At 64.3% G+C, this 20856-nt stretch carries 17 protein-coding genes; 10 read left to right on the forward strand and 7 right to left on the reverse strand.

The window, feature by feature from the left end:
- Entirely contained in the window at window positions 1–2085 is a 2085-nt protein-coding gene (locus JT360_RS04535) for a hydantoinase/oxoprolinase family protein (RefSeq protein WP_214470346.1), read from the reverse strand.
- 242 nt (window positions 2086–2327) lie between these two features.
- Here JT360_RS04535 and JT360_RS04540 point away from each other — a divergent pair, with 242 nt between their 5' ends.
- The 5 genes from JT360_RS04540 (at window position 2328) to JT360_RS04560 (ending at window position 8804) form a co-directional block, all read left to right on the forward strand.
- Window positions 2328–3155 (forward strand): ferredoxin--NADP reductase, encoded by an 828-nt coding sequence (locus tag JT360_RS04540; RefSeq protein ID WP_214470347.1) that lies wholly within the window; start codon window positions 2328–2330, stop codon window positions 3153–3155.
- A 211-nt stretch (window positions 3156–3366) separates the two neighbouring features.
- Window positions 3367–4413 (forward strand): deoxyribose-phosphate aldolase, encoded by a 1047-nt coding sequence (gene deoC / locus JT360_RS04545; protein ID WP_214470348.1) that lies wholly within the window; start codon window positions 3367–3369, stop codon window positions 4411–4413.
- 67 nt (window positions 4414–4480) lie between these two features.
- Window positions 4481–6853, forward strand: a complete 2373-nt coding sequence (locus JT360_RS04550) for an aldehyde dehydrogenase family protein (protein ID WP_214470349.1) — start codon at window positions 4481–4483, stop codon at window positions 6851–6853.
- Window positions 6854–7035: 182 nt separating this feature from the next.
- Window positions 7036–7767 (forward strand): SDR family oxidoreductase, encoded by a 732-nt coding sequence (locus JT360_RS04555; protein WP_214470350.1) that lies wholly within the window; start codon window positions 7036–7038, stop codon window positions 7765–7767.
- A gap of 191 nt (window positions 7768–7958) precedes the next feature.
- Window positions 7959–8804, forward strand: a complete 846-nt coding sequence (locus JT360_RS04560) for a fumarylacetoacetate hydrolase family protein (RefSeq protein ID WP_214470351.1) — start codon at window positions 7959–7961, stop codon at window positions 8802–8804.
- 194 nt (window positions 8805–8998) lie between these two features.
- Here the strand turns inward: JT360_RS04560 and JT360_RS04565 are convergent, their stop codons facing one another.
- The 6 genes from JT360_RS04565 to JT360_RS04590 form a co-directional block, all read right to left on the reverse strand.
- Window positions 8999–9997, reverse strand: coding sequence for an ABC transporter ATP-binding protein (locus JT360_RS04565; RefSeq protein ID WP_214470352.1), 999 nt, complete (start codon window positions 9995–9997; stop codon window positions 8999–9001).
- 15 nt (window positions 9998–10012) lie between these two features.
- Complete coding sequence (locus JT360_RS04570) at window positions 10013–11074, reverse strand: Gfo/Idh/MocA family protein (RefSeq protein WP_214470353.1); 1062 nt, start codon at window positions 11072–11074, stop codon at window positions 10013–10015.
- A 232-nt stretch (window positions 11075–11306) separates the two neighbouring features.
- Window positions 11307–12146, reverse strand: a complete 840-nt coding sequence (locus JT360_RS04575; protein ID WP_214470354.1) for a carbohydrate ABC transporter permease — start codon at window positions 12144–12146, stop codon at window positions 11307–11309.
- 10 nt (window positions 12147–12156) lie between these two features.
- The gene (locus JT360_RS04580; protein ID WP_214470355.1) at window positions 12157–13086 is read right to left on the reverse strand and encodes a carbohydrate ABC transporter permease; all 930 of its coding nucleotides are present in this window, start codon (window positions 13084–13086) and stop codon (window positions 12157–12159) included.
- Between the two features lie 250 nt (window positions 13087–13336).
- Window positions 13337–14596 carry an ABC transporter substrate-binding protein gene (locus tag JT360_RS04585; protein ID WP_214470356.1) on the reverse strand — a complete coding sequence of 420 codons (1260 nt, stop codon included), beginning with the start codon at window positions 14594–14596 and terminating at the stop codon, window positions 13337–13339.
- A 117-nt stretch (window positions 14597–14713) separates the two neighbouring features.
- Complete coding sequence (locus JT360_RS04590) at window positions 14714–15664, reverse strand: N-acetylmuramic acid 6-phosphate etherase (protein WP_214470357.1); 951 nt, start codon at window positions 15662–15664, stop codon at window positions 14714–14716.
- Between the two features lie 198 nt (window positions 15665–15862).
- Between JT360_RS04590 and JT360_RS04595 the strand changes: the two genes are divergently transcribed.
- From JT360_RS04595 to JT360_RS04615, 5 genes are read left to right on the forward strand one after another with little or no spacing between them, the layout of a single operon-like run.
- Window positions 15863–16744, forward strand: a complete 882-nt coding sequence (locus tag JT360_RS04595; protein ID WP_214470358.1) for a glucosamine kinase nucleotide-binding domain-containing protein — start codon at window positions 15863–15865, stop codon at window positions 16742–16744.
- Window positions 16741–17523 (forward strand): GntR family transcriptional regulator, encoded by a 783-nt coding sequence (locus tag JT360_RS04600; RefSeq protein ID WP_214470359.1) that lies wholly within the window; start codon window positions 16741–16743, stop codon window positions 17521–17523. Before JT360_RS04595 ends, JT360_RS04600 begins: the two co-directional genes overlap by 4 nt.
- Window positions 17520–18554, forward strand: coding sequence for an SIS domain-containing protein (locus tag JT360_RS04605; RefSeq protein WP_214470360.1), 1035 nt, complete (start codon window positions 17520–17522; stop codon window positions 18552–18554). Before JT360_RS04600 ends, JT360_RS04605 begins: the two co-directional genes overlap by 4 nt.
- The gene (nagA, locus tag JT360_RS04610; RefSeq protein WP_214470361.1) at window positions 18551–19723 is read left to right on the forward strand and encodes an N-acetylglucosamine-6-phosphate deacetylase; all 1173 of its coding nucleotides are present in this window, start codon (window positions 18551–18553) and stop codon (window positions 19721–19723) included. The genes JT360_RS04605 and nagA overlap by 4 nt, the downstream gene beginning before the upstream one ends.
- Before the next feature lie 10 nt (window positions 19724–19733).
- On the forward strand, window positions 19734–20846 hold the full coding sequence (locus JT360_RS04615) for an NAD(P)/FAD-dependent oxidoreductase (RefSeq protein WP_214470362.1): 1113 nt from the start codon (window positions 19734–19736) through the stop codon (window positions 20844–20846).
- Window positions 20847–20856: the final 10 nt, after the last annotated feature.

The following is a 20856-nucleotide window of genomic DNA, read 5'->3' on the forward strand; positions in this document are numbered from 1 at the left end:
TCAGGCCTCGCCGATGTCGATGATGATGTTGCCGTCGGCGTCGCAGCGCGCGCGGTCGCCGGGTTCGAGCACGGTGGTGGCGTCCATCTGCTCGAGGATCGCCGGCCCTTCGATGACCGCATCGAGCGGCAGCTTTTCCCTGCTATAGACCGGCGTTTCGTGCCAGTGGCCGCTGTACCAGACCGGCCGGATCTCGCGCCGCGCGTCGTCGAGCGTTTCCGCCCGTCCGGCCGGATCGATCAGTCGCGACAGATCGATCGCCGGCCTGACACCGGTGACCGAGGTGTTCAGATTGACGAGGTTGGCGCGGATCTCCGGCAACTCGACCTTGAAGCGGGCGAAATAGGCTTTTTCGAACAGAAGCTGCAGTTCGTGCCGAGTCACCGACGAGGACGGCAGCGGCACGTTGATGATATGGGTCTGGCCGACGAACTGCATGTCGGCGGAGTGGGTGACGCGGATCGTCTCCGGCTTCACCGCTTCCTTGCCGATCAGCTCCTCGCCTTCGTTTCGGTGCCGTTCCAATACCTCGCAAAGCCGGGTTTCATCGAGCACGGCCACAGGCTGGTTGATGGTGTTGACGAAATCATGGCGCAGATCGGCGACGACGCAGCCGAGCGCGTTGGTGATGCCGGGCCGAGCCGGCACCAGCACCCGGGGCAGGCCAAGTTCGCGCGCCAGGGCGGTGGCATGCAGCGGCCCGGCGCCGCCGAAGGCAAACAGCGCGAAATCGCGGGGGTCATGGCCGCGCGATACCGAGACCATGCGGATGGCGCCGGCCATCTTCATGTTGCCGAGCCTGAGCACCGCACCCGCGGCCTCGACACCGGACAGGCCGGTGGCCTTGCCGATCTTGTCCTCGAAGATGCCGGTGACGCGCTCTGATGTGACCGGGTTTTCGACGGCCAGCAGCTTTTTCGGCGCCAGCCGGCCGAGCACCAGATTGGCATCGGTGATGGTCGGCTCCAGGCCGCCGCGCCCATAGCAGATCGGGCCGGGATTGGCGCCCGCACTTTCCGGGCCGATCTGGATCAGGCCGGCCGCATCGACGCGGGCAATCGAGCCGCCGCCGGCGCCGACCGTGTGCACCGCCACCATTGGCACATGGATCGGCATGGCATATTCGATCTCGATCTCGTTCGACACCGCCGGCTCAGCGTTGCGGATCAGCGCCACATCGGTCGAGGTGCCGCCCATGTCGTAGGTGACGAGGTTTTCGAAGCCGGCGCGCTTGCCCGTATAGGCGGCGGCGATGACGCCGGAGGCCGGGCCCGACATCACGGTCTTGGCCGATTCACGTGTGACAAAGCGGGCCGAGATCATGCCGCCATTGCCGTTCATGATCAGGAAGTCACGGGCATAGCCTTTGGCACCCAGTTCCTTGCGCAGCCGCTCGACATAGCGTTCGAGGATCGGCTGCACCGAGGCGTTGACCGAAGCGGTGACGCCGCGCTCGAATTCGCGCGCTTCCGACAAGAGCGCATGGCCTGATGTGATGTAGCCGTTCGGCCAGAGCTCGGCGGCGATCTCGGCGGCGCGCCGCTCATGCGAAGGGTTGGCGTAGGAATGCAGGAAGTGGATGACGAGGGATTCGCAGCCGGCCGCGATCAGCGCCTTCACCGCCTCGCGCATTTCGGCCTCGTCGAGCGGGGTGCGCACCGCGCCCGAAGCCTCGACGCGCTCCGACACTTCGAGCCTGAGATTGCGCGGAATGATCGGAACGAAGGTGCCTGTCATGCCATAGGGCTGCGGCCGCGTGCGCCGGCCGAGCTCGATCACATCGCGAAAACCGCGCGTGGTGATCATGCCGGTCTTGGCCAGCCGGCGTTCCAGCACCGCATTGGTGGTGGTGGTCGTGCCATGCACGATGAGGTCGATGCCGTCGATCGGAAAACCGGTGGCGCCGAGCGCCGAAACGACGCCGAACGCCTGGTTGTCGACCGTGGTCGGGGTCTTGGCGATGTGCACCTTGCCGCCGTCCTTGCCATCGATCAGAAGCAGGTCGGTGAAGGTTCCGCCGACATCGATGCCGGCAACGACGCTGCCGAGGGAATCCGGCGGCTGCACCGAAAAATTCTCTTTCATTGTCGAAACCCGAAATGCTGGGACTACCGATATGTCACAGTTTGGAAAGCTGTTTTACGATGGCATCTTGACGCAAATATCGTTTGTATACTAATAAATTCCGGACACAAGAGCTTACCGCTTCCCCAAGAGCCTGACGCTTCGAAGTGTGTGCGAGCAGCACGCCGGGACCTGAATGGTTCGGGCGCGCAGGAAAAGGTTTGGTGCCCGCGTCCGTGAGTTGGGCCAGAAGGTTGGATTTGATGAACACCACATCCGCGTTCAACACCGCTAGCGCCCGTCCGCTGCAGTTTCCGATTCCGGCCAATGTCTATGCCGAGACCGTCGTCTCGGTGAAGCACTATACCGACCGGCTGTTCTCGTTCCGCATCACCCGTCCCCAGTCGCTGCGCTTCCGCTCCGGCGAATTCGTCATGATCGGCCTGCCCAATGCCGAAAAGCCAGTGTACCGCGCCTATTCCGTCGCAAGCCCGGCCTGGGACGAAGAGCTCGAATTCTTCTCCATCAAGGTGCCGGATGGTCCGCTGACCTCGGAACTGCAGAAAATCCAGGTCGGCGACACCGTCATCATGCGCCAGAAGTCGACCGGCACGCTGGTGGTCGACGCGCTGACCCCCGCCAAGCGGCTGTTCATGATCTCGACCGGCACCGGCATCGCGCCCTTTGCCAGCCTGCTGCGTGACCCCGACACTTATGAGAAATTCGATCAGCTGATCCTGACCCATACCTGCCGCGACAATGCCGAACTGACCTATGGCCAGGAGCTGGTGGCGGCACTGGAAAGCGATCCGCTGATCGGCGAAGTGACCGGTGGCCGCGTCACGCTCTACAATTCGACGACGCGCGAAGAGTCGGCACGCATGGGCCGCATCACCGCGCTGATCGGCTCCGGCAAGTTCTACAGCGATCTCGGCATCGAAAAGCTCAATCCGGAGACCGACCGCATCATGATCTGCGGCTCGATGCACATGCTCAAGGACGTCAAGGAACTCGCCGAAAGCCTTGGCTTCCAGGAAGGCTCGCTCAGCCATCCCGCGACTTTCGTTGTCGAGCGCGCCTTCGTCGGCTGAGGACGGCGCTTCCCTCGATAATCAAGTTTTGACCTTCCGGTCAAAAATTAGCTGCTTTCGCGGCCTTTTTCCGCTATCCCTCGCTTGAGGACTCGTGAAGCGCGGCTTCGCGGGCTATCTTCGTGCGTGTCGCCCAAGACGTGTCGAGCGGTTTTGGGACAATGACACGCACCAAGACATGAGCGCAGGCCGCTGAATGAGAGGGCAGGAGATGAGCAGCACAATCCGCGAAGCCGATCTTGGCACCAAGGTGACGCCGCTGCCCGCGCGTGCAGCCGCAAACACCACAGTTCCGCTGGACCATCGCATCGCGCGCAACCCCGGCATGAAACTCGATCTCGGCTTCATGGAATCGGTGCGCAGCGTCAACCGTTCGGCGCTGGAGCGGCGCGTCGCCAGCTTGACCAAGCGGCGCTCGATCAAGGCCGACAACCAAGCGGCCTGGCTGCTGCGCGCCGTTGCCTGCATGGACCTGACGACGCTGAATTCCAACGATACCGAGGAGCGCGTGCGCCGGCTCTGCGCCAAGGCGATCAACCCGTTCCGCCGCGACATCGTCGAGGGGCTTGGCATTGCGGGCGAAGCCATCCGGCCAGCGGCCGTCTGCGTCTACCATCCCTTCGTCGCCACGGCAGTGGACGCCGTGCGCGGCACCGGCATCCATGTCGCCGCCGTCTCCACCGCCTTTCCGCATGGCCTTGCGCCGCTGTCGACCCGGCTGCAGGAGATCGAGGCCTCGGTGCGCGACGGCGCCGACGAGATCGACGTCGTCATTCCGCGCGGGCTGGTATTCGGTGCCAAATGGCGGGAGCTCTACAACGAGATCGTCTCGATGCGCGCCGCCTGCGGTGACGCGCATCTGAAGGTCATTCTCGGCACCGGCGACCTCGCCACGCTGCGCAACGTCATGCTGGCCTCGATGGTGGCGATGATGGCGGGTGCCGACTTCATCAAGACCTCGACCGGCAAGGAAAGCGTCAACGCGACGCTGCCCGTCGGCCTCGCCATGGTGCGCGCCATCAGGGCCTATTTCGAGGAGACGGGCTATCTCATCGGCTTCAAGCCGGCCGGCGGCATTTCCACGGCAAAAGCCTCGCTCGACTGGCTGGTGCTGATGAAGGAGGAACTCGGCCGGCCATGGCTGGAGCCGGAGCTGTTCCGCTTCGGCGCGTCCAGCCTGCTGACTGACATCGAGCGCCAGCTTGAGCATCATCTGACCGGGCACTATTCGGCCAATCACCGCCACGCGATGGCTTGAGCACCCCACCCTGATCGGCTTTGCCGATCGACCCTTCCCGCAAGCGGGAGGGTGAAGGAGGCACCTGATGAACATTCTCGAACGCTATCACGCCATGGAGTACGGGCCGGCGCCGGAAGCTCGCAACGAGGCCGATACTTGGCTCGCTGCGCGGGATTTTTCCAAGGCGCTGTTCATCGACGGAGCGTGGAAGGCGGCTAGCGGTGGCAAGACCTTCGAGACCAGCGAGCCGTCTTCCGGCAAGCTGCTGGCCAAGGTGTCGGATGCAAGCGCCGCCGATATCGACGCGGCGATTGCGGCCGCCGCGAAAGCGTTGCCCAAATGGAGCGCCAGTTCAGGCTACCAAAGGGCAAAAGTACTTTATGCCATCGGCCGCGCCATGCAGCGGCATCAACGCCTGTTCGCGGTGCTTGAGACTATCGACAACGGCAAGCCGATCCGCGAAAGCCGCGACATCGACGTGCCGCTGGCGATCCGCCATTTCATCCACCATGCCGGCTGGGCGCAGGCGCTGGACAGGGATTTCCCCGATCACAAGGGCGTCGGCGTCGTCGGCCAGATCATCCCGTGGAATTTTCCGCTGCTGATGCTGGCCTGGAAGATCGCGCCGGCACTCGCCGCCGGCTGCACGGTGGTGCTGAAGCCGGCCGAATTCACTCCGCTGACAGCTATCCTGTTCGCCGAAATCTGCGAACGTGCCGGCGTGCCGAAAGGCGTCGTCAACATCGTGCAGGGCGGCCCGGAAGCGGGTGCGGCAATCGTCAACCATCCCGGCATCCAGAAGATCGCCTTCACCGGCTCGTCCGAGGTCGGCAAGATCATCCGCAAGGCAACCGCCGGGTCGGGCAAGAAACTGTCGCTGGAGCTTGGCGGCAAGTCGGCCTTCATCGTCTTCGAGGACGCCGATCTCGACAGCGCCGTGGAAGGCCTAGTCGACGGCATCTGGTTCAACCAGGGCCAGGTCTGCTGCGCCGGTTCGCGGCTCTTGGTCCAGGAAGGCATTGCCGAAGCCTTGATCGCCAAGGTCAAGACGCGGATGAGCCGGCTGCGCGTCGGCAGCCCGCTGGACAAGAACACCGATATCGGCCCGCTGGTCGACCTGACCCAGCTCGACCGCGTCAAAGGCCTGGTCGCCGAAGGGGCCCGACAGGGCGCTGTCTGCTGGCAACCGGACGCGGCGCTGCCCTCCTCGGGGTACTATCACCTGCCGACGCTCGCCACCGGCGTTTCACCGGCTAATATTCTTGCCCAGGAAGAAGTGTTCGGCCCGGTGCTGGCGACAATGACCTTCCGCAACACCGAGGAAGCGATCGAGCTTGCCAACAACACGCGCTACGGGCTCGCCGCCTCGGTGTGGAGCGAAAATGTCAACCTTGCCCTGCATGTCGCGCCGCAGCTCAAGGCCGGTGTCGTCTGGGTCAATGGCACCAACATGTTCGACGCCGCCTGCGGTTTTGGCGGCTACCGCGAAAGCGGCTTCGGCCGCGAGGGCGGGCGCGAAGGCATGTTCGAGTATCTCCAGGCAAAGCTGCCGATCGGTCCGGTCATCAAGCCGGCGACGATCTCGGCGCAGCCGGTCGAGCAGGCCGACGGCGCGGCCATCGACCGCACGGCAAAACTGTTCATCGGCGGCAAGCAGGTACGGCCGGACGGCAATTATTCGCTGGCCGTTGCCACCGCCAAGGGTAAGCTGGCCGGCGAAGTCGGTCTCGGCAACCGCAAGGATATCCGCGACGCCGTCGCGGCCGCACGGGCCTGCAAGGCATGGCCGGAGGCGACCGCGTACAACCGCTCCCAAGTGCTTTATTATCTGGCCGAGAATCTTTCCGGCCGTGCCGGCGAGTTTTCCGCCCGTCTGACCGAGTTGACCGGGGCCAATGCCAAGACGGCGCGCGAGGAGGTCGATCAGTCGATCGAACGGCTGTTCCTCTATGCCGGGCTCGCCGACAAGTTCGAGGGCCGCGTGCACCAGCCGCCGGCGCGCTCCGTGACGCTGGCTCTACACGAACCGGTCGGCGTCGTCGGCATCGTCGCGCCCGACGCCTCGCCCCTGCTCGGCCTGATCTCGCTCATAGCGCCAGCACTGGCCATGGGCAACACAGTGGTCGTCGTGCCATCAGAGCGGTATCCGCTGCTCGCCACCGATCTCTATCAGGTGGTCGAATATTCCGATGTTCCGGCCGGCGCCATCAACATCGTCACCGGACGCACGGCGGAACTTGCCGGCGTGCTGGCCAAGCATGACGATGTCGATGGGCTCTGGGTGTTCGCCGATGCCGAGACCTGCGCCAAGGCGGAGGCTGACTCAATCGGCAACCTCAAGCGGGTCTGGAGCGGCAATGGCCGCAGCCTGGACTGGGCGTCCAACGAAGCGGCTGGCAATGCTTTCCTGCGCCGCGCCATCGAGGTGAAGAATGTCTGGGTGCCTTACGGCGACTGACATTTCCATGCTGTCACAATGGTGATCGCGTTCGGGCTTGACGCCCGGACTTATGTTCTTTAACGAGAAAAAACATCTTTATCTGTGAACTGACACGGCGCAGGCCGCTCGATGGCTCGTGACTGGCCCATGACGCCTTCGCCGGCCGCCGATAAAGGCAGTTGACCCAGGAGGAGAACAGCATGGCGGATCTGGCAGGCAAGGTCGTTGTCGTCACGGCAGCGGCGCAGGGCATCGGCAAGGCAAGCGCACTGGCCTTTGCCAAGGCAGGTGCCACCGTCTACGCCACCGATATCAACGAGACGCTTCTCGCCGAACTCGCCAAGACCTCCGGGATCAACACCCGCAAGCTGGATGTGCTGAACGACGAAGCGGTCAACGCAGCCTTCGCCGATATCGGCGTTGTCGACGTGCTGTTCAACTGCGCCGGCTTCGTCCATTCAGGTTCGATCCTGGAGATGAAGGACAGCGATCTCGATTTCGCCTTCAACCTCAATGTCCGCGCCATGATCCGCACCATTCGCGCCGTGCTGCCCGGCATGTTGGAACGCGGCGACGGATCGATCATCAACATGTCGTCGGTTGCCGGCGCCGGCAAGGGCGTGCCGAACCGCTTCGCCTATGGCGTCACCAAGGCCGCCGTGATTGGACTGACCAAGGCGATTGCCGCCGATTATGTCGGCAAGGGCATACGTTGCAACGCCATCTGCCCCGGCACGGTCGAGAGCCCATCACTGCAGGACCGCATGCATGCGCAAGGTGACTACGAAGCCGCCCGCGCCGCCTTCATCGCCCGCCAGCCGATGGGCCGGCTCGGCACGCCGGAGGAAATCGCCGATCTCGCCGTCTACCTGGCCGGCGCCACATACACGTCCGGGCAGGCCTACAACATCGATGGCGGCTGGTCGATCTGACCACCGGCCGCTTTGGCGTTTTCGGGGGATCGAGAAGTCTGAAAATCCGGCTCGCCGATTTGCCCTGCATGGTTCTCACGCTTGCCCGGGACTAGGTCGATGGGTACGGTCCGCAGGGTTTCCCAAGGAGCCATCGCCTCGGCGGAGAGTTTGCAAAGGGCCACGCGGCCGCAACCAGGAGAAGGGTTTAAATGAAACTGCTGCGCTATGGCGAGGTTGGGAGCGAACGTCCCGGCCTGCTCGATGCGGATGGAACGATCCGCGATCTCTCCGCCCATGTCGCCGACATTGCCGGCACCACGCTGCATCCGGCCTCGCTGGACATACTGGCCCAGCTCGATCCGAGATCGCTGCCGGCGGTTTCCGGCAAGCCCCGTCTCGGCGCCTGTGTCGCCGGCACCGGCAAGTTCATCTGCATCGGTCTCAACTATTCCGACCACGCCGCCGAGACCGGCGCCACCGTGCCGCCGGAACCGATCATCTTCATGAAGGCAAGCTCGGCCATTGTCGGCCCCGACGATGACGTGCTGATCCCGCGCGGCTCGGAAAAGACCGACTGGGAGGTCGAGCTCGGCGTGGTCATCGGCAAGACGGCAAAGTATGTCAGCGAAGCCGACGCGCTCGACCATGTCGCCGGCTATTGCGTCGCGCACGACGTCTCCGAGCGCGCCTTCCAGGCCGAGCGACAGGGCCAGTGGACCAAGGGTAAGAGCTGCGACACGTTTGGTCCGACCGGCCCCTGGCTGGTGACCAAGGACGAGGTCGCGGACCCGCAAAACCTCAAAATGTGGCTGACCGTCAACGGCAAGACCATGCAGAACGGCTCGACCAGGACCATGGTCTATGGCGTCGCCTATCTGGTCTCCTATCTCAGCCAGTTCATGTCGCTGCACCCCGGCGACATCATCTCCACCGGCACCCCGCCCGGCGTTGGGCTCGGCATGAAGCCGCCGGTGTTTTTGAAGGCTGGCGACGTGGTGGAGCTGGGCATCGAAGGGCTAGGCCAGCAGAAGCAGACGTTCAAGGCGGACGAGTAGGCGTTTTACTCGACAGGTCAGCGCTGCCCCTCATCTGGCTGCCGCCATCTTCTCCCCGTAAACGGGGAGAAGGACGCTGGGATCAACGATTTCGCCAATCGCCGGCGCTGGAGCTATCTTCCTTCTCCCCGTCACTATACGGGGAGAAGGTGCCGGCAGGCGGATGAGGGGCAGCGCCAACCTATGTTGCGATACTACTTCATCGTCTTCCCGTCCGCCCCAAAGCGGTAGGTCCTCGCCGGGTCCGGCGTCGCGTAAAGCGTGGCACCCGGCTCGGCATCATACACACCGAAAATCCGCACGGTGATCAGCCCGGCTTTCTCGCAGTCGAGATAGAGGTTGGTGTCGGCGCCGAGATGTTCGGCATGCACGACCGTGCCCTTCCATCTGCCGGATTTCGGGTCGACGGTCAGATGCTCGGGCCGCACGCCGATGGTTTTTGCAATTTCGCCAAGCCTGCCCCCGTCGATGAAATTCATCTTCGGCGAGCCGATGAAGCCGGCGACGAACTCGTTTGCCGGCGAATTGTAGAGTTCCATCGGGCCGCCGATCTGCTCGATGCGGCCGGCGTTGAGCACGACGATCTTGTCGGCCAAGGTCATCGCCTCGACCTGGTCGTGGGTGACGTAGATCATCGTCGCCTTCAGCCGGCGGTGCAGCTGCGCGATTTCCAGCCGCGTGTTGACGCGCAGTGCGGCGTCGAGGTTCGACAGCGGCTCGTCGAAGAGGAACAGCTTGGGCTCGCGCACCACGGCGCGGCCGATGGCGACGCGCTGGCGCTGGCCGCCGGAGAGTTCGGCCGGCCGCCTTTCAAGATAGGGTTCCAGCGACAGCATCGAGGAGGCGATGCCGATGCGGCGATCGATCTCGGCCGCCGGCGTGCCGGCCTGTTTGAGGCCCAGGCCCATATTGTTCTTCACCGTCAGATGCGGATAGAGCGCATAGGTCTGGAACACCATGGCAATGCCGCGCTTGGCCGGCGGCGTGGCGGAAACATCCGCACCGTCGATGACCACCCGGCCCGCGGTCGAATCCTCCAGTCCGGCAATGACCCTGAGCAAGGTCGACTTGCCGCAGCCCGACGGGCCGACGAAGACGACGAATTCGCCATCCGTCACTTCGAGGTCGATGCCCTTCAGCACCTCGACCGGCCCGAACGCCTTCTTCACATTCTCGATCTTCAGCGAGCCCACGGCATCGTCCCTGTTCTAGAGTTTCACGGCTGCGCCGCTGCGCACGCTCTCGTCGGCGGCAAGGCAGACGGCGAGCGACTTCACCGCGTCGTCCATGTGGCGGGTCAGGTCCAGATCCTCGCGGATCGCCTTCAGCACGAAGGCCTGTTCGAGATCGCAGAGATCCTGGTGGCCGGGTTCGCCTGCCATCGACAGCATCTCGTCCGGCCTGGCGAACTTGCCGTCCGGTCCGGTCGCCGCACTATGCAGGCGGATGGTCGAGGTCTTGGTGTGGGTGTCGATGTCGTCCGACTTCACACCTTCCTTCATGACGATCGACACGCAACCATTGGGCGAGATGACGTCCTTCACGAAGAAGGCCGTTTCCGAAATCATCGGCCCCCAGCCGGCTTCATACCAGCCGACCGAACCGTCATCGAACAGCACCTGCAGATGACCGTAATTGTACATGGACGGCGCCACCTCCTCGGTCAGCCGCAGCCCCATGCCGCGCACCTCGACCGGCTTGGCGTCGGTGATCTGCAGCATGACGTCGAGATAGTGCACGCCGCAATCGACGATCGGCGATGTCGTCTGCATCAGCTGCTTGTGCGTCTCCCAGGTGTGGCCTGAGGATTGCTGGTTGAGGTTCATGCGGAAGACGTAGGGGCCGCCGAGCTTGCGCGCCTCGGCGATCAATCTGATCCAGGACGGGTGGTGGCGCAGGATGTAGCCGATCACCAGTTTTCTGCCATTGGCCTTGGCCGCGGCAACAACACGTTTGGCATCGGCCACCGTCGTTGCCAACGGCTTTTCGACGAAGACATGGCAGCCGGCTTCGAATGCCCTGATCGCATAGTCGGCATGGCTGTCGGAATAGGTGGCGATGCAGGCAACATCGGGTTTCTCGTCGCGCAGCACCTCGTCGAAGGATCGCCTTATGGCGTAGCCCGACAGCCCGTCCGGCAACGGCACGTCGGAGCGGTTGATGAGCGCGGCGATCTCGAAGCCCGGATTGGTGTGATAGGCCAGCGCATGGCTGCGGCCCATATTGCCGAGGCCGGCGACGACGACGCGGAGGGGTGGCTTAGAGTTCACCGAGCTGCTCCAGACATTCCGATTTCTCCCGAGAGGGTGTCACCCCACCCGGCGCTTCGCGCCGACCTCCCCATCGAGGGGAGGTAGGACGTTGGCGTGAACTTCACGCTCCGAATTGAACCTCGGACCCGTCGATAATGAAACGGCGACCTTCCACCTCCCCTTGATGGGGAGGTCGGCGCGAAGCGCCGGGTGGGGTGAAGGCTCCTACCGAGATTTGTAGGTCCCCCGCTCACTTGACGGCTCCGGACGTGATGCCGCGGATCAGCTGGCGCGAAAAGATGACATAGAGGATCAGCACCGGCATGATCGCCAGTGAGAGTGCGGCCAGGATGGCGTTCCAGTTGGTGACGAACTGGCCGAGGAACAGCTGCGCGCCGAGTGTCACCGTCTTGGTCTCTTCCGATGGCGCCAGGATCAGCGGGAACCACAGATCATTCCAGATCGGGATCATGGTGAAGACGGCGACCGTCGCCATCGATGGCCTGACCAGCGGCAGCACCAGGCGGAAGAAGATTGTGTATTCGGACAGGCCGTCGATGCGGCCGGCATTCTTCAGATCGTCGGAGACCTGCTTCATGAATTCCGACAGGATGAAGACGGCAAGCGGCAGGCCCTGTGCGGTATAGACCAGGATCAGCGCCGTCAACGTGTTGACCAGCCCGCTCGCCACCATCAATTGCAGGATGGCGACGGTGCCGAGCCGGATCGGGATCATGATGCCGAGCGCGAGGTAAAGCCCCATCATCGAATTGCCGCGGAAGCGGTATTCCGACAGCGCGAACGCCGCCATGGCGCCGAACAGCAGCACGAAGAACAGCGAGGCGACAGTGACGACGAGGCTGTTCTGGAAATAGTGGATGAAATCGCCCTGGCCGATCACCGTGGTGTAGCCAATCAGGTCGAATGTCCCGGGCGTCGGCGGCGTCAGCGGCGCGCCGAAGATGCCGGCGCGGGATTTGAACGAATTCAAGATGACGAGGATCACCGGAAACAGCGCGATCGCCGTATAGGTCAAAAGGATCGCGTGAGCGCCGATGGTGCGGGGGAGCGAACGGGTGGCGGTGCTCATCTCTTGCCCTCTAGAACTGGTAGCGACGCAGGCGCGTCTGGACGAGGAAGAGGTAGACGCAGACGCCGCCGAGAATGATCAGGAACATCATCGTGGCGATTGCCGCGCCCATATTGGGGTCGCCGACCTGCAGCTGGAAGCCGAAGAAGGCGCGGTAGAGGAAGGTGCCGAGAATATCGGTGGAGTAGTTCGGGCCGGCGAGCGCGCCCTGCGCGGTGTAGATCAGGTCGAAGGCGTTGAAATTGCCGACGAAGGTGAGGATCGAGATGATGCCGATCGACGGCAGGATCAGCGGCAGCTTGATCTTCCAGAACTGCGACAGGCCGGTGATGCCGTCGCATTCGGCCGCCTCGATCACCTCTTCTGGGATCGACAGCAGGGCGGCGTAGATCAGCATCATCGGGATGCCGACGAACTGCCACACCGAGATCAGGCTGAGCGCGATCAGCGCGTATTGTTCCTTGCCGAGCCAGGGGGTGAACAGGCTTTTCAGGCCGACGAAGTCGAGCAGATGCGGCGCCACGCCCCAAAGCGGCGACAGGATCAGCTTCCAGGCAAAGCCGACGATGACGAAGGACAGGATGGTCGGCACGAAGATCGCCGTGCGGTAGAAGGCCGCGAATCTGAGCCTCGGGCTGGACAGCAATGCCGCCAGCATGACGCCGATCGGGTTCTGCACCAGCATGTGAATGATGAAGAACCAGACATTGTTCCTCAGCGCGTTCCAGAAACCCACAGACCAGTTGGGATCGCCGAACAGGGTGCGGAAATTGCCCAACCCGACAAAGACCTGCGACTCGCTGACGTTGCGGAACAGCGACAGCTGCAGCGTGCCGGCGAGCGGCAAGATCATGATCGCCGTGTAGACGAGCACCGCCGGCGCCAGGAAGATGCCGATGTGCCAGCGAACAGGTCTTTTCGGTCGTGTTTGTGCGGCCATGAGTTCGGTCCCCGCCGTCTCTCGGTTCCAGACGATGTTGATGCTAGATGATGCCTCGATGCACGGCCCGAAATCTTTACCCGAAAGGCAATGACAAAGGCCTGCGACTGATCAGCTAGCCTTCCCAAGATGAGCAAGGGTAAGGCCGCGAGGCAATGCCGACAATCGCTATCTCAGCGGATTCACTCTGAAAACCAGGGTGTCCGGAACCGGCCAGGCATGCGCCCGGCCGGCTCCGTTGCCTGAGCTCTTACTTCGCCGGATGATACCAGCTGTCGAGACCCGTCTGCAGCTTCTTGGCGGCAGCTTCGGGCGTGTCGGTACCGTTGATGACGTTGGCCGATTCAACCCAGGTCTCGTTCTCGAGGTTCGGCGTGCCGCGCGACAGGATCTGGTAGGTCGAGCGGATCGTCGACTTGCACTTGCCGCGCCAGGAGACGAATTCCTGCGCCAGCGGGTCTGCCATCTTCACCGGCGAGGAGTTCAGGCTGAAGAAGCCCGGCAGCGCGTTGGCGTAGATGGTGGCGAAATCCGGCGAAGCCACCCAGGACAGGAAGGTCTTGGCCGCGTCCGCATGCTTGGAGGCCGCGTTCAGGCCCATGCCGATATCGGTATGGTCCGAGATGTAGCAGGTGTCGCCGGCCTTCTCGACCGGCGGCGGGAAGGCGCCCATCTTGAACTGGGCCTGGGTGTTGAACAGGCCGATTTCCCACGAGCCGGCCGGGTAGATGGCGGCGCGGCCGAGCGTGAACAGGTTCTGGCTGTCCGGATAGGTCTGCGCCTCGAAGCCGTCGCCGAGATACGGCTTCCACTTGGCCAGTTCCTCATAGGGAGCAACCCAGTCCTTGTCGGTCAGCTTCTGCTCGCCCTTGATCAGGGCCTGGCGGCCGTCCTCGCCCTTCCAGTAGTTGGGGCCGATGTTCTGGTAGCCCATGGTCGCGGCTTCCCAGAGGTCCTTGGTGCCCATGGCCATCGGGATATAGGTGCCGTCCGCCTTGATCTTGTCGAGCGCCGCGAAGAACTCGTCGCGGGTCGTCGGCACCTTGATACCGAGCTTGTCGAAGGCGTCCTTGTTGTAGATGAAGCCGTGGATGACGGAGGCCATCGGCACGCAGAAGCTTACCTTGCCGTCATCGGTCTGCCAGGCGGACTTGGCGACCGGCGAAAAGTTTTCCATGCCGGGCAGCGAGGAGAGGTCGGCAAGGTTGCCCTTCTTGTACAGTTCGAGCGACTTGTCGAACGGGCGGCAGGTGATCAAGTCGCCCGCCGAGCCGGCGGCGAGCTTGGCGCCGAGGGCGGCGTCATATTCGGTCGGCGCCGACGGCGCGAACACCACCTTGATGCCGGGGTTCTTGGCTTCGAAGGCCGGGATCAGCTTGTCCTTCCAGATGGCAAGATCGTCGCCGCGCCAGCTTTCGATATTGAGCGTTACATCCTCGGCATAGGCAACCCCGGCCGAGCCGAGAATGCTGGTGCCCAGAAGCAGTGCCGTCAGTAGTTTCGTTGTCATGCTCAGTCTCCCTGTTGACCTTTTTCAGGTTCGGTTTTGATGAGAACAGAGGCTTTTGACCCCTTGCTCCCCTCGCAAGCCTGTTTCACCCCGATGAAAATCGGGATGAAACAAGCTCTATTTCTTTGTTCGAGCATGATCTTTTCCGAAAAGCGGTTTCCACTTTTCGGGATCATGCCCCAGCGCGGAAAGGGCCGGCCGCAGCTTATGGCCGGCCTCTTCCAGTATCTTCTGCGCCGCGTCGGCGCTGTCGGCGCCAGCGGCAAGCAGAATGGCGGTCTTGACCGCGCCGCCGCTCTTCTCGAGCAGGCTCGCCGCTTCGTCCTTGCCGCGCCCGCTGATGGCGGCGACGATGCGCGCCGCGCGGTCGCGCAGCTTGATGTTGTCGGCCATGAGGTTGACCATGTAGCCGTCATGGACGTGGCCGAGATGGACCGCGGTCAGGGTCGACAGCATGTTGAGCGCGATCTTCTGGGCGGTGCCGGCGCCCATGCGCGTCGAGCCGGCGATCACTTCCGGCGGCGTTTCGAGCAGGATGGCGGTTTCGGCCTGACGAAGCAGGGCCGAGTCCCGGTTGTTGGCGATGCCGATGGTGGCCGCGCCCCGGAGAGCGGCCTCCTCGATGGCCCGAACGGCATAGGGTGTGGTGCCGCTGGCGGAAATGGCGATCAGGCAATCGCCCTTGCCGATGCCGGCATTGGCGACGGCCGTCGCAGCCTCTTCGGTATCATCCTCGGGCCCGCCGGCCAGCGCCCTGAAAGCCTCGTGGCCGCCAGCGATCAGGATGGCGATGCGGTCGCGCTTTATGCCGAAGGTGCCGGGAAGTTCCAAGGCGTCGGCCAGCGCCATCAGGCCGGAACTGCCGGCGGCGGCATAGGCAAGCTTGCCGCCGCTGTTCAGCCTGTGCGCGATGATCCCGGCTGCCCTGGCGATGGAAGGAATGGCATTGCGGACGGCCTTCGCGGCTTCGACCTGCGCGTCGGCCAACGAAGCAAGGATGGCTTCCGGGGCCTGGATGTCCAGCCCCTCGGCATTTCTGTGAAGCGCTTCGGTGCGCGTTTCAGCCATCCCGGTTCCTCCGATACCGGAACAATACCAAAAAAATACCACTTGTCCACACGCATTACCAAATTCGCGAACAAGAGAACGATGAGCCGGCGAAATGCGCAGGTTTTTCAATAAAATACGGCTTAATCTTTTTGAAACGGAAATTAATCCTTGGCTATTGGTATTTTATTGGTATTATCCGCCCGGAGGAGAAATCGCGTGAAATTCGTGCTCGGTATCGATGGCGGCGGCACCAGCTGCAGGGCCGCCCTTGCAAATGTGGACGGTGCTGTCGTCGGCCGCGCCAAAAGCGGCGCCGCCAACATCCGCACCGACCTCACCGGCGCCCGCTCGAACATCGTCGACGCCGCGCGGCAGGCTTTCATCGCCGCCGGGCAGGATCCCGAGCTGATCCCGCAAACACCAGCCATTCTCGGGCTTGCCGGCGCCAATGTCGGCACCTACCGGCAACAGCTCGAAGCGATCCTGCCGTTCAGCATCAGCCGGGTCGAGACCGACGCCGAGATCGCGCTGGAAGGCGCCGTCGGCTCCGGTGACGGCGCCATGGCGATCCTCGGCACCGGCACCGCCTATATGGCGCGCAGGAACGGCACATCGCGCGCCATCGGCGGCTGGGGTTTCCAGGTCGGCGACCAGGGCAGCGGCGCCCGCATCGGCCGCGACCTGCTCGAACAGACGCTGCTTGCCTATGACGGCGTGCGCGCGCGCACGCCGCTGACCGACGCCATGATGGCCATCTTCCGCAACAATCCCGAGGACGTGGTCGAATTCACCACCAATGCCAAGCCCGGCGATTTCGGCGGCTTCGCGCCGAAGGTGTTCGAGCATGCCGAGAAGGGCGATGCCGTCGCCAACTGGATCGTCGACAAGGCGGTCGGCGACGTCGAGGCCTCGCTCGGCGCGCTCGGCCTTTCGGACGACGCCCCGCTCTGCCTGCTGGGTGGATTGGCTCCGCTTTACGCGCCGCGCTTGTCGGCACGTTACCGGGCGCTGCTGAAGCCGCCGCGCGACGACGCGTTGGGCGGCGCCGTGCAGATGGCGGCGCGGCTTTTCGCTGGACATTCGGAGGCGGCTCGATGAGCGACGCCGCCGACCAGATCTTCGCCGCGCTGAGGCAATCCTCGCAAAGCGGGGCGCCGCTCTATCTGCAGCTGCGCAAGAGCATCGAGGACGCTGTCAATCGCGGCCTGATCGGGCCGGGTGACGCGCTGCCTTCCGAGCGCGACATCGCCACCAAGGCCGACATTTCGCGCGTCACCGTGCGCAAGGCGGTGCAGGATCTGGTCAAGGGCGGCATTCTGGTCCAGCGGCATGGCTCCGGCACTTTCGTGGCGCCGCGCATGGAACGCGTCGAGCAGTCGCTGTCGCGGCTGACATCGTTCACCGAGGACATGGCGCGGCGCGGCATGGCGGTGCGTTCGGCCTGGCTCGACCGCGGCCTCTACGCGCCTTCGCCCGACGAAATGATGGTGCTCGGCCTGTCGTCGAACGAATTGGTGGCGCGGGTGGCGCGCCTGCGCATCGCCAATGACACGCCGCTGGCGATCGAACGCGCCTCGCTGTCGGCCAGCGTGCTGCCCGACCCGGCCGGGATCGGCTCGTCGCTCTATGCGGCCCTGGAGACCACTGGCAACCGGCCGGTGCGGGCGGTACAGCGCATCTCGGCCGCCAATCTCGGCGAGAGCGACGCGCGCCTGCTCGAAGTGCCGCCAGGCATTGCCGGCCTGCACATCGAGCGTATTTCCTACCTGGCGAGCGGCAAGGTGATCGAATTCACCCGCTCCATCTACCGGGGCGACGCCTATGATTTCGTCGCCGAACTGCGGCTGACAGGGCCGAACGAAGAGGGCCGACCATGACGACAGAGCCAACTCATATGTTGCGCGAGATCGAGGAGATCCCGCAGGCCGTGGCCCGCCTGCTCGATGGCTCCGGCGCCGTGCTCGCCGAGGCCGGGCGCGGCATCCGGGAACGCGACCCGCATTTCGTCGTCACCGTGGCGCGCGGATCGTCCGACCATGCCGCCACTTTCATGAAATATGCCGTCGAATTGACCGCCGGCCTTGCCGTCGCTTCGGTCGGCCCGTCCATCGCTTCGATCTATGGCCGCAAGCTGCGGCTCGGCGGCTCCGCCTGCCTGGCGATCTCGCAGTCGGGCAAGAGCCCCGACATCGTCGCCATGGCCGAAACCGCACGGGCCGGCGGCGCGCTGACCATCGCCGTCACCAACACCGCCGATTCGCCGCTGGCGCGGGCCTCCGACTATGCGATCGACATCCTGGCCGGGCCCGAGCGCAGCGTCGCGGCAACCAAGACCTTCGTCAATTCAGCCGTCGCCGGCCTTGCCCTGATGGCGCATTCCACCGGCGACGAAGCGCTTCTCAAGGCGTTGGCCGGCTTACCCCAGCATTTCGGCAAGGCGATCGCCTGCGACTGGATGAGCGTGCTCGCCGAAACCATCGAGAAGCAGAAGTCGCTGTTCATCCTTGGCCGAGGTCCATCCGCGGCGATGGCCAACGAAGCGGCGCTGAAATTCAAGGAGACCTGCGGCATGCATGCCGAGGCCTATAGTGCCGCCGAAGTCATGCACGGCCCGCTGGCGCTGATCGGCCCCGATTTTCCAGTGCTGGCGCTGGCCGCGCGCGACGCCTCCGAACCGTCCATCGCCGAAGCCGCCGATGGCCTGGCGGCCAAGGGCGCGCCGGTGTTCGTCACCTCCGCGCTTGCCAACCGCGCCACGCGCCTGCCGCATGTCGCCACCGGTCACCCGCTGACCGATCCGCTGACGCTGATCGTCTCCTTCTACGTGTTCGTCGAGGCGTTCGCGCGTCACCGCGGCCTCGATCCGGACACGCCGCGCAACCTTCGCAAGGTGACGGAGACCGTATGAGCGACCGTTTTGCGCTGACTGGCGCCCGTATTTTCGACGGCGACGACTGGCATGAAGGCGCGGCGCTTGTCGTGCGCGACGGTCTTGTCGAGGCGATCCTGCGCCAGGGCGCCCTACCCCAGGACATCCGCACCGTCGACACTGGCGGCGGCATGCTGGTGCCGGGCTTCGTCGACATCCAGGTCAATGGCGGCGGCGGCGTCATGCTCAACGACCACCCCGATGTCGCCTCGATCGAAACCATTTGCCGGGCGCACGCACCGTTTGGCACGACGGCGCTGCTGCCGACACTGATCACCGACACGCCGGAGATCACCGCTGCTGCCATCGCTGCCGGCGAAGCGGCCGCGCGGCAAAAGGTGCCGGGCTTCCTCGGCCTGCATCTCGAAGGCCCGCATCTGTCGATCGCGCGCAAGGGCGCGCATGATCCGGCGCTGATCCGCCCGATGACGGATGCCGACCAGGCGATGCTGATCGCGGCGCGGCAGAAACTGCCGGTGCTGCTCACCACGGTCGCGCCGGAATCCGTCGAGCCGGCCCGCGTCGCGGCATTGGCCAAGGCCGGTATCATCGTCAGCCTCGGTCATTCCGACACTGGCTATGCCACGGCAAAAATCTTCGCCGAAGCGGGTGCCAGCGTGGTCACCCACCTGTTCAACGCGATGAGCCAGGTCGGCAACCGCGAGCCTGGGCTGGCGGGCACCGCGATCGACATCGGAACCTTGTCCGCCGGGCTGATCGCCGACGGCATACACGTCCATCCCACCACCATCAGGATCGCGCTGCAGGCCAAACAAGGGCCGGGCAAGATCGTGCTGGTCACTGACGCGATGGCAACGATCGGCACCGACATGACCTCGTTCACCCTCAACGGCCGCACCATCTACCGTAGGGATGGCAGCCTGCGGCTTGCCGACGGGACGCTGGCGGGTGCCGATCTGGACATGATCTCGGCCGTCCGGTTCATGCACGGCGTCGTTGGTGTCGAGCTCTCCGAAGCCTTGCGCATGGCCTCGCTCTACCCGGCGCAGGCCATCGGTCAATCGCATCGGCTTGGCCGCCTTGCCAATGGCACGGCGGCGGATATCGTTGCGCTGTCGGACGACCTTGACATAGGAAGCGTCTGGATTGGCGGCGACAAGGTGTTCGGGGCTGTCGCTTCACGCTGAAAGCGAGGCCATGCAGACAGTCGATTGTGTCGTCGCGGGAGCAGGCGTGGTCGGGCTCACTATTGCCAGGGCGCTTGCCGTGTCGGGCCGAGAGGTGGTGGTGATCGAGCAGGCCGGCGCGATCGGCACCGTCACCAGTTCACGCAATTCCGAAGTCATCCATGCCGGGCTCTACTATGCACCGGGAAGCCTGAAGGCCCGGCTCTGCGTCGAAGGCCGGCAACGGCTTTACGCCTATTGCGCCGAGCACGACATTGCTCATGCGCGCACCGGCAAGCTGATCGTCGCCAGCGAGCCCGGCCAGATCGACGGGTTGCGGACGATCGCGGCCAATGCGCGACGCTGCGGGGTCGACGATCTCCAGCTTTTGACGCGGGGCGAGGCCGAAAAGCTGGAACCGGCGCTGACATGCGCCGGCGCGTTGCTGTCGCCATCGACCGGCATTGTCGACAGCCACGCGCTGATGCTGTCGCTGCGCGGCGACGCCGAGGCTGCCGGCGCGTCCGTCGCTTTCCTCACCGCGTTCTCCGGGGCGGCGATCGAGCCGGACGGAATCCGGATCGACACGCGCGACACCAATGGCGAGACCTTCGTCTTGAAGGCCCATGCCTTCATCAATGCCGCGGGGCTCGATGCGCCGGCCCTGGCCGGCCAGGTCGACGGTTTCCCCGGGGATCTTATCCCCCGGCAATGGCTGGCGCGCGGGAATTACTTCGCGCTTCCGGGCCGGTCGCCATTTTCGCGGCTGATCTATCCGGTTCCGGTCGAAGGTGGGCTCGGTGTCCACCTGACGCTCGATCTGGCCGGAAGCGCGCGCTTCGGGCCCGACGTCGAATGGATCGAGCGCGTGGATTACACCGTCGATCCCGGCCGCGGCGCCGTCTTCTACGAGGCGATCCGGCGCTATTGGCCCGACCTCGGCGACGGCGCCCTGCAGCCGGCCTATGCCGGCATCAGGCCAAAGCTGTCGGGTCCCGGCCAGCCCGCCGCCGATTTCCTGGTGCAGGGGCCGGCCGATCATGGTGCAGGCCAGATCGTCAATCTGTTCGGCATAGAGAGCCCCGGCCTGACGGCAAGCCTGGCGATCGCCGACCACGTCGTTGAGCTGCTGTACCCGCAATGAGAGGTGCCCT

Origin of the sequence: Mesorhizobium sp. dw_380 (genome assembly GCF_018588885.1) — a bacterium.
Classification (GTDB): Bacteria; Pseudomonadota; Alphaproteobacteria; order Rhizobiales; family Rhizobiaceae; genus Mesorhizobium.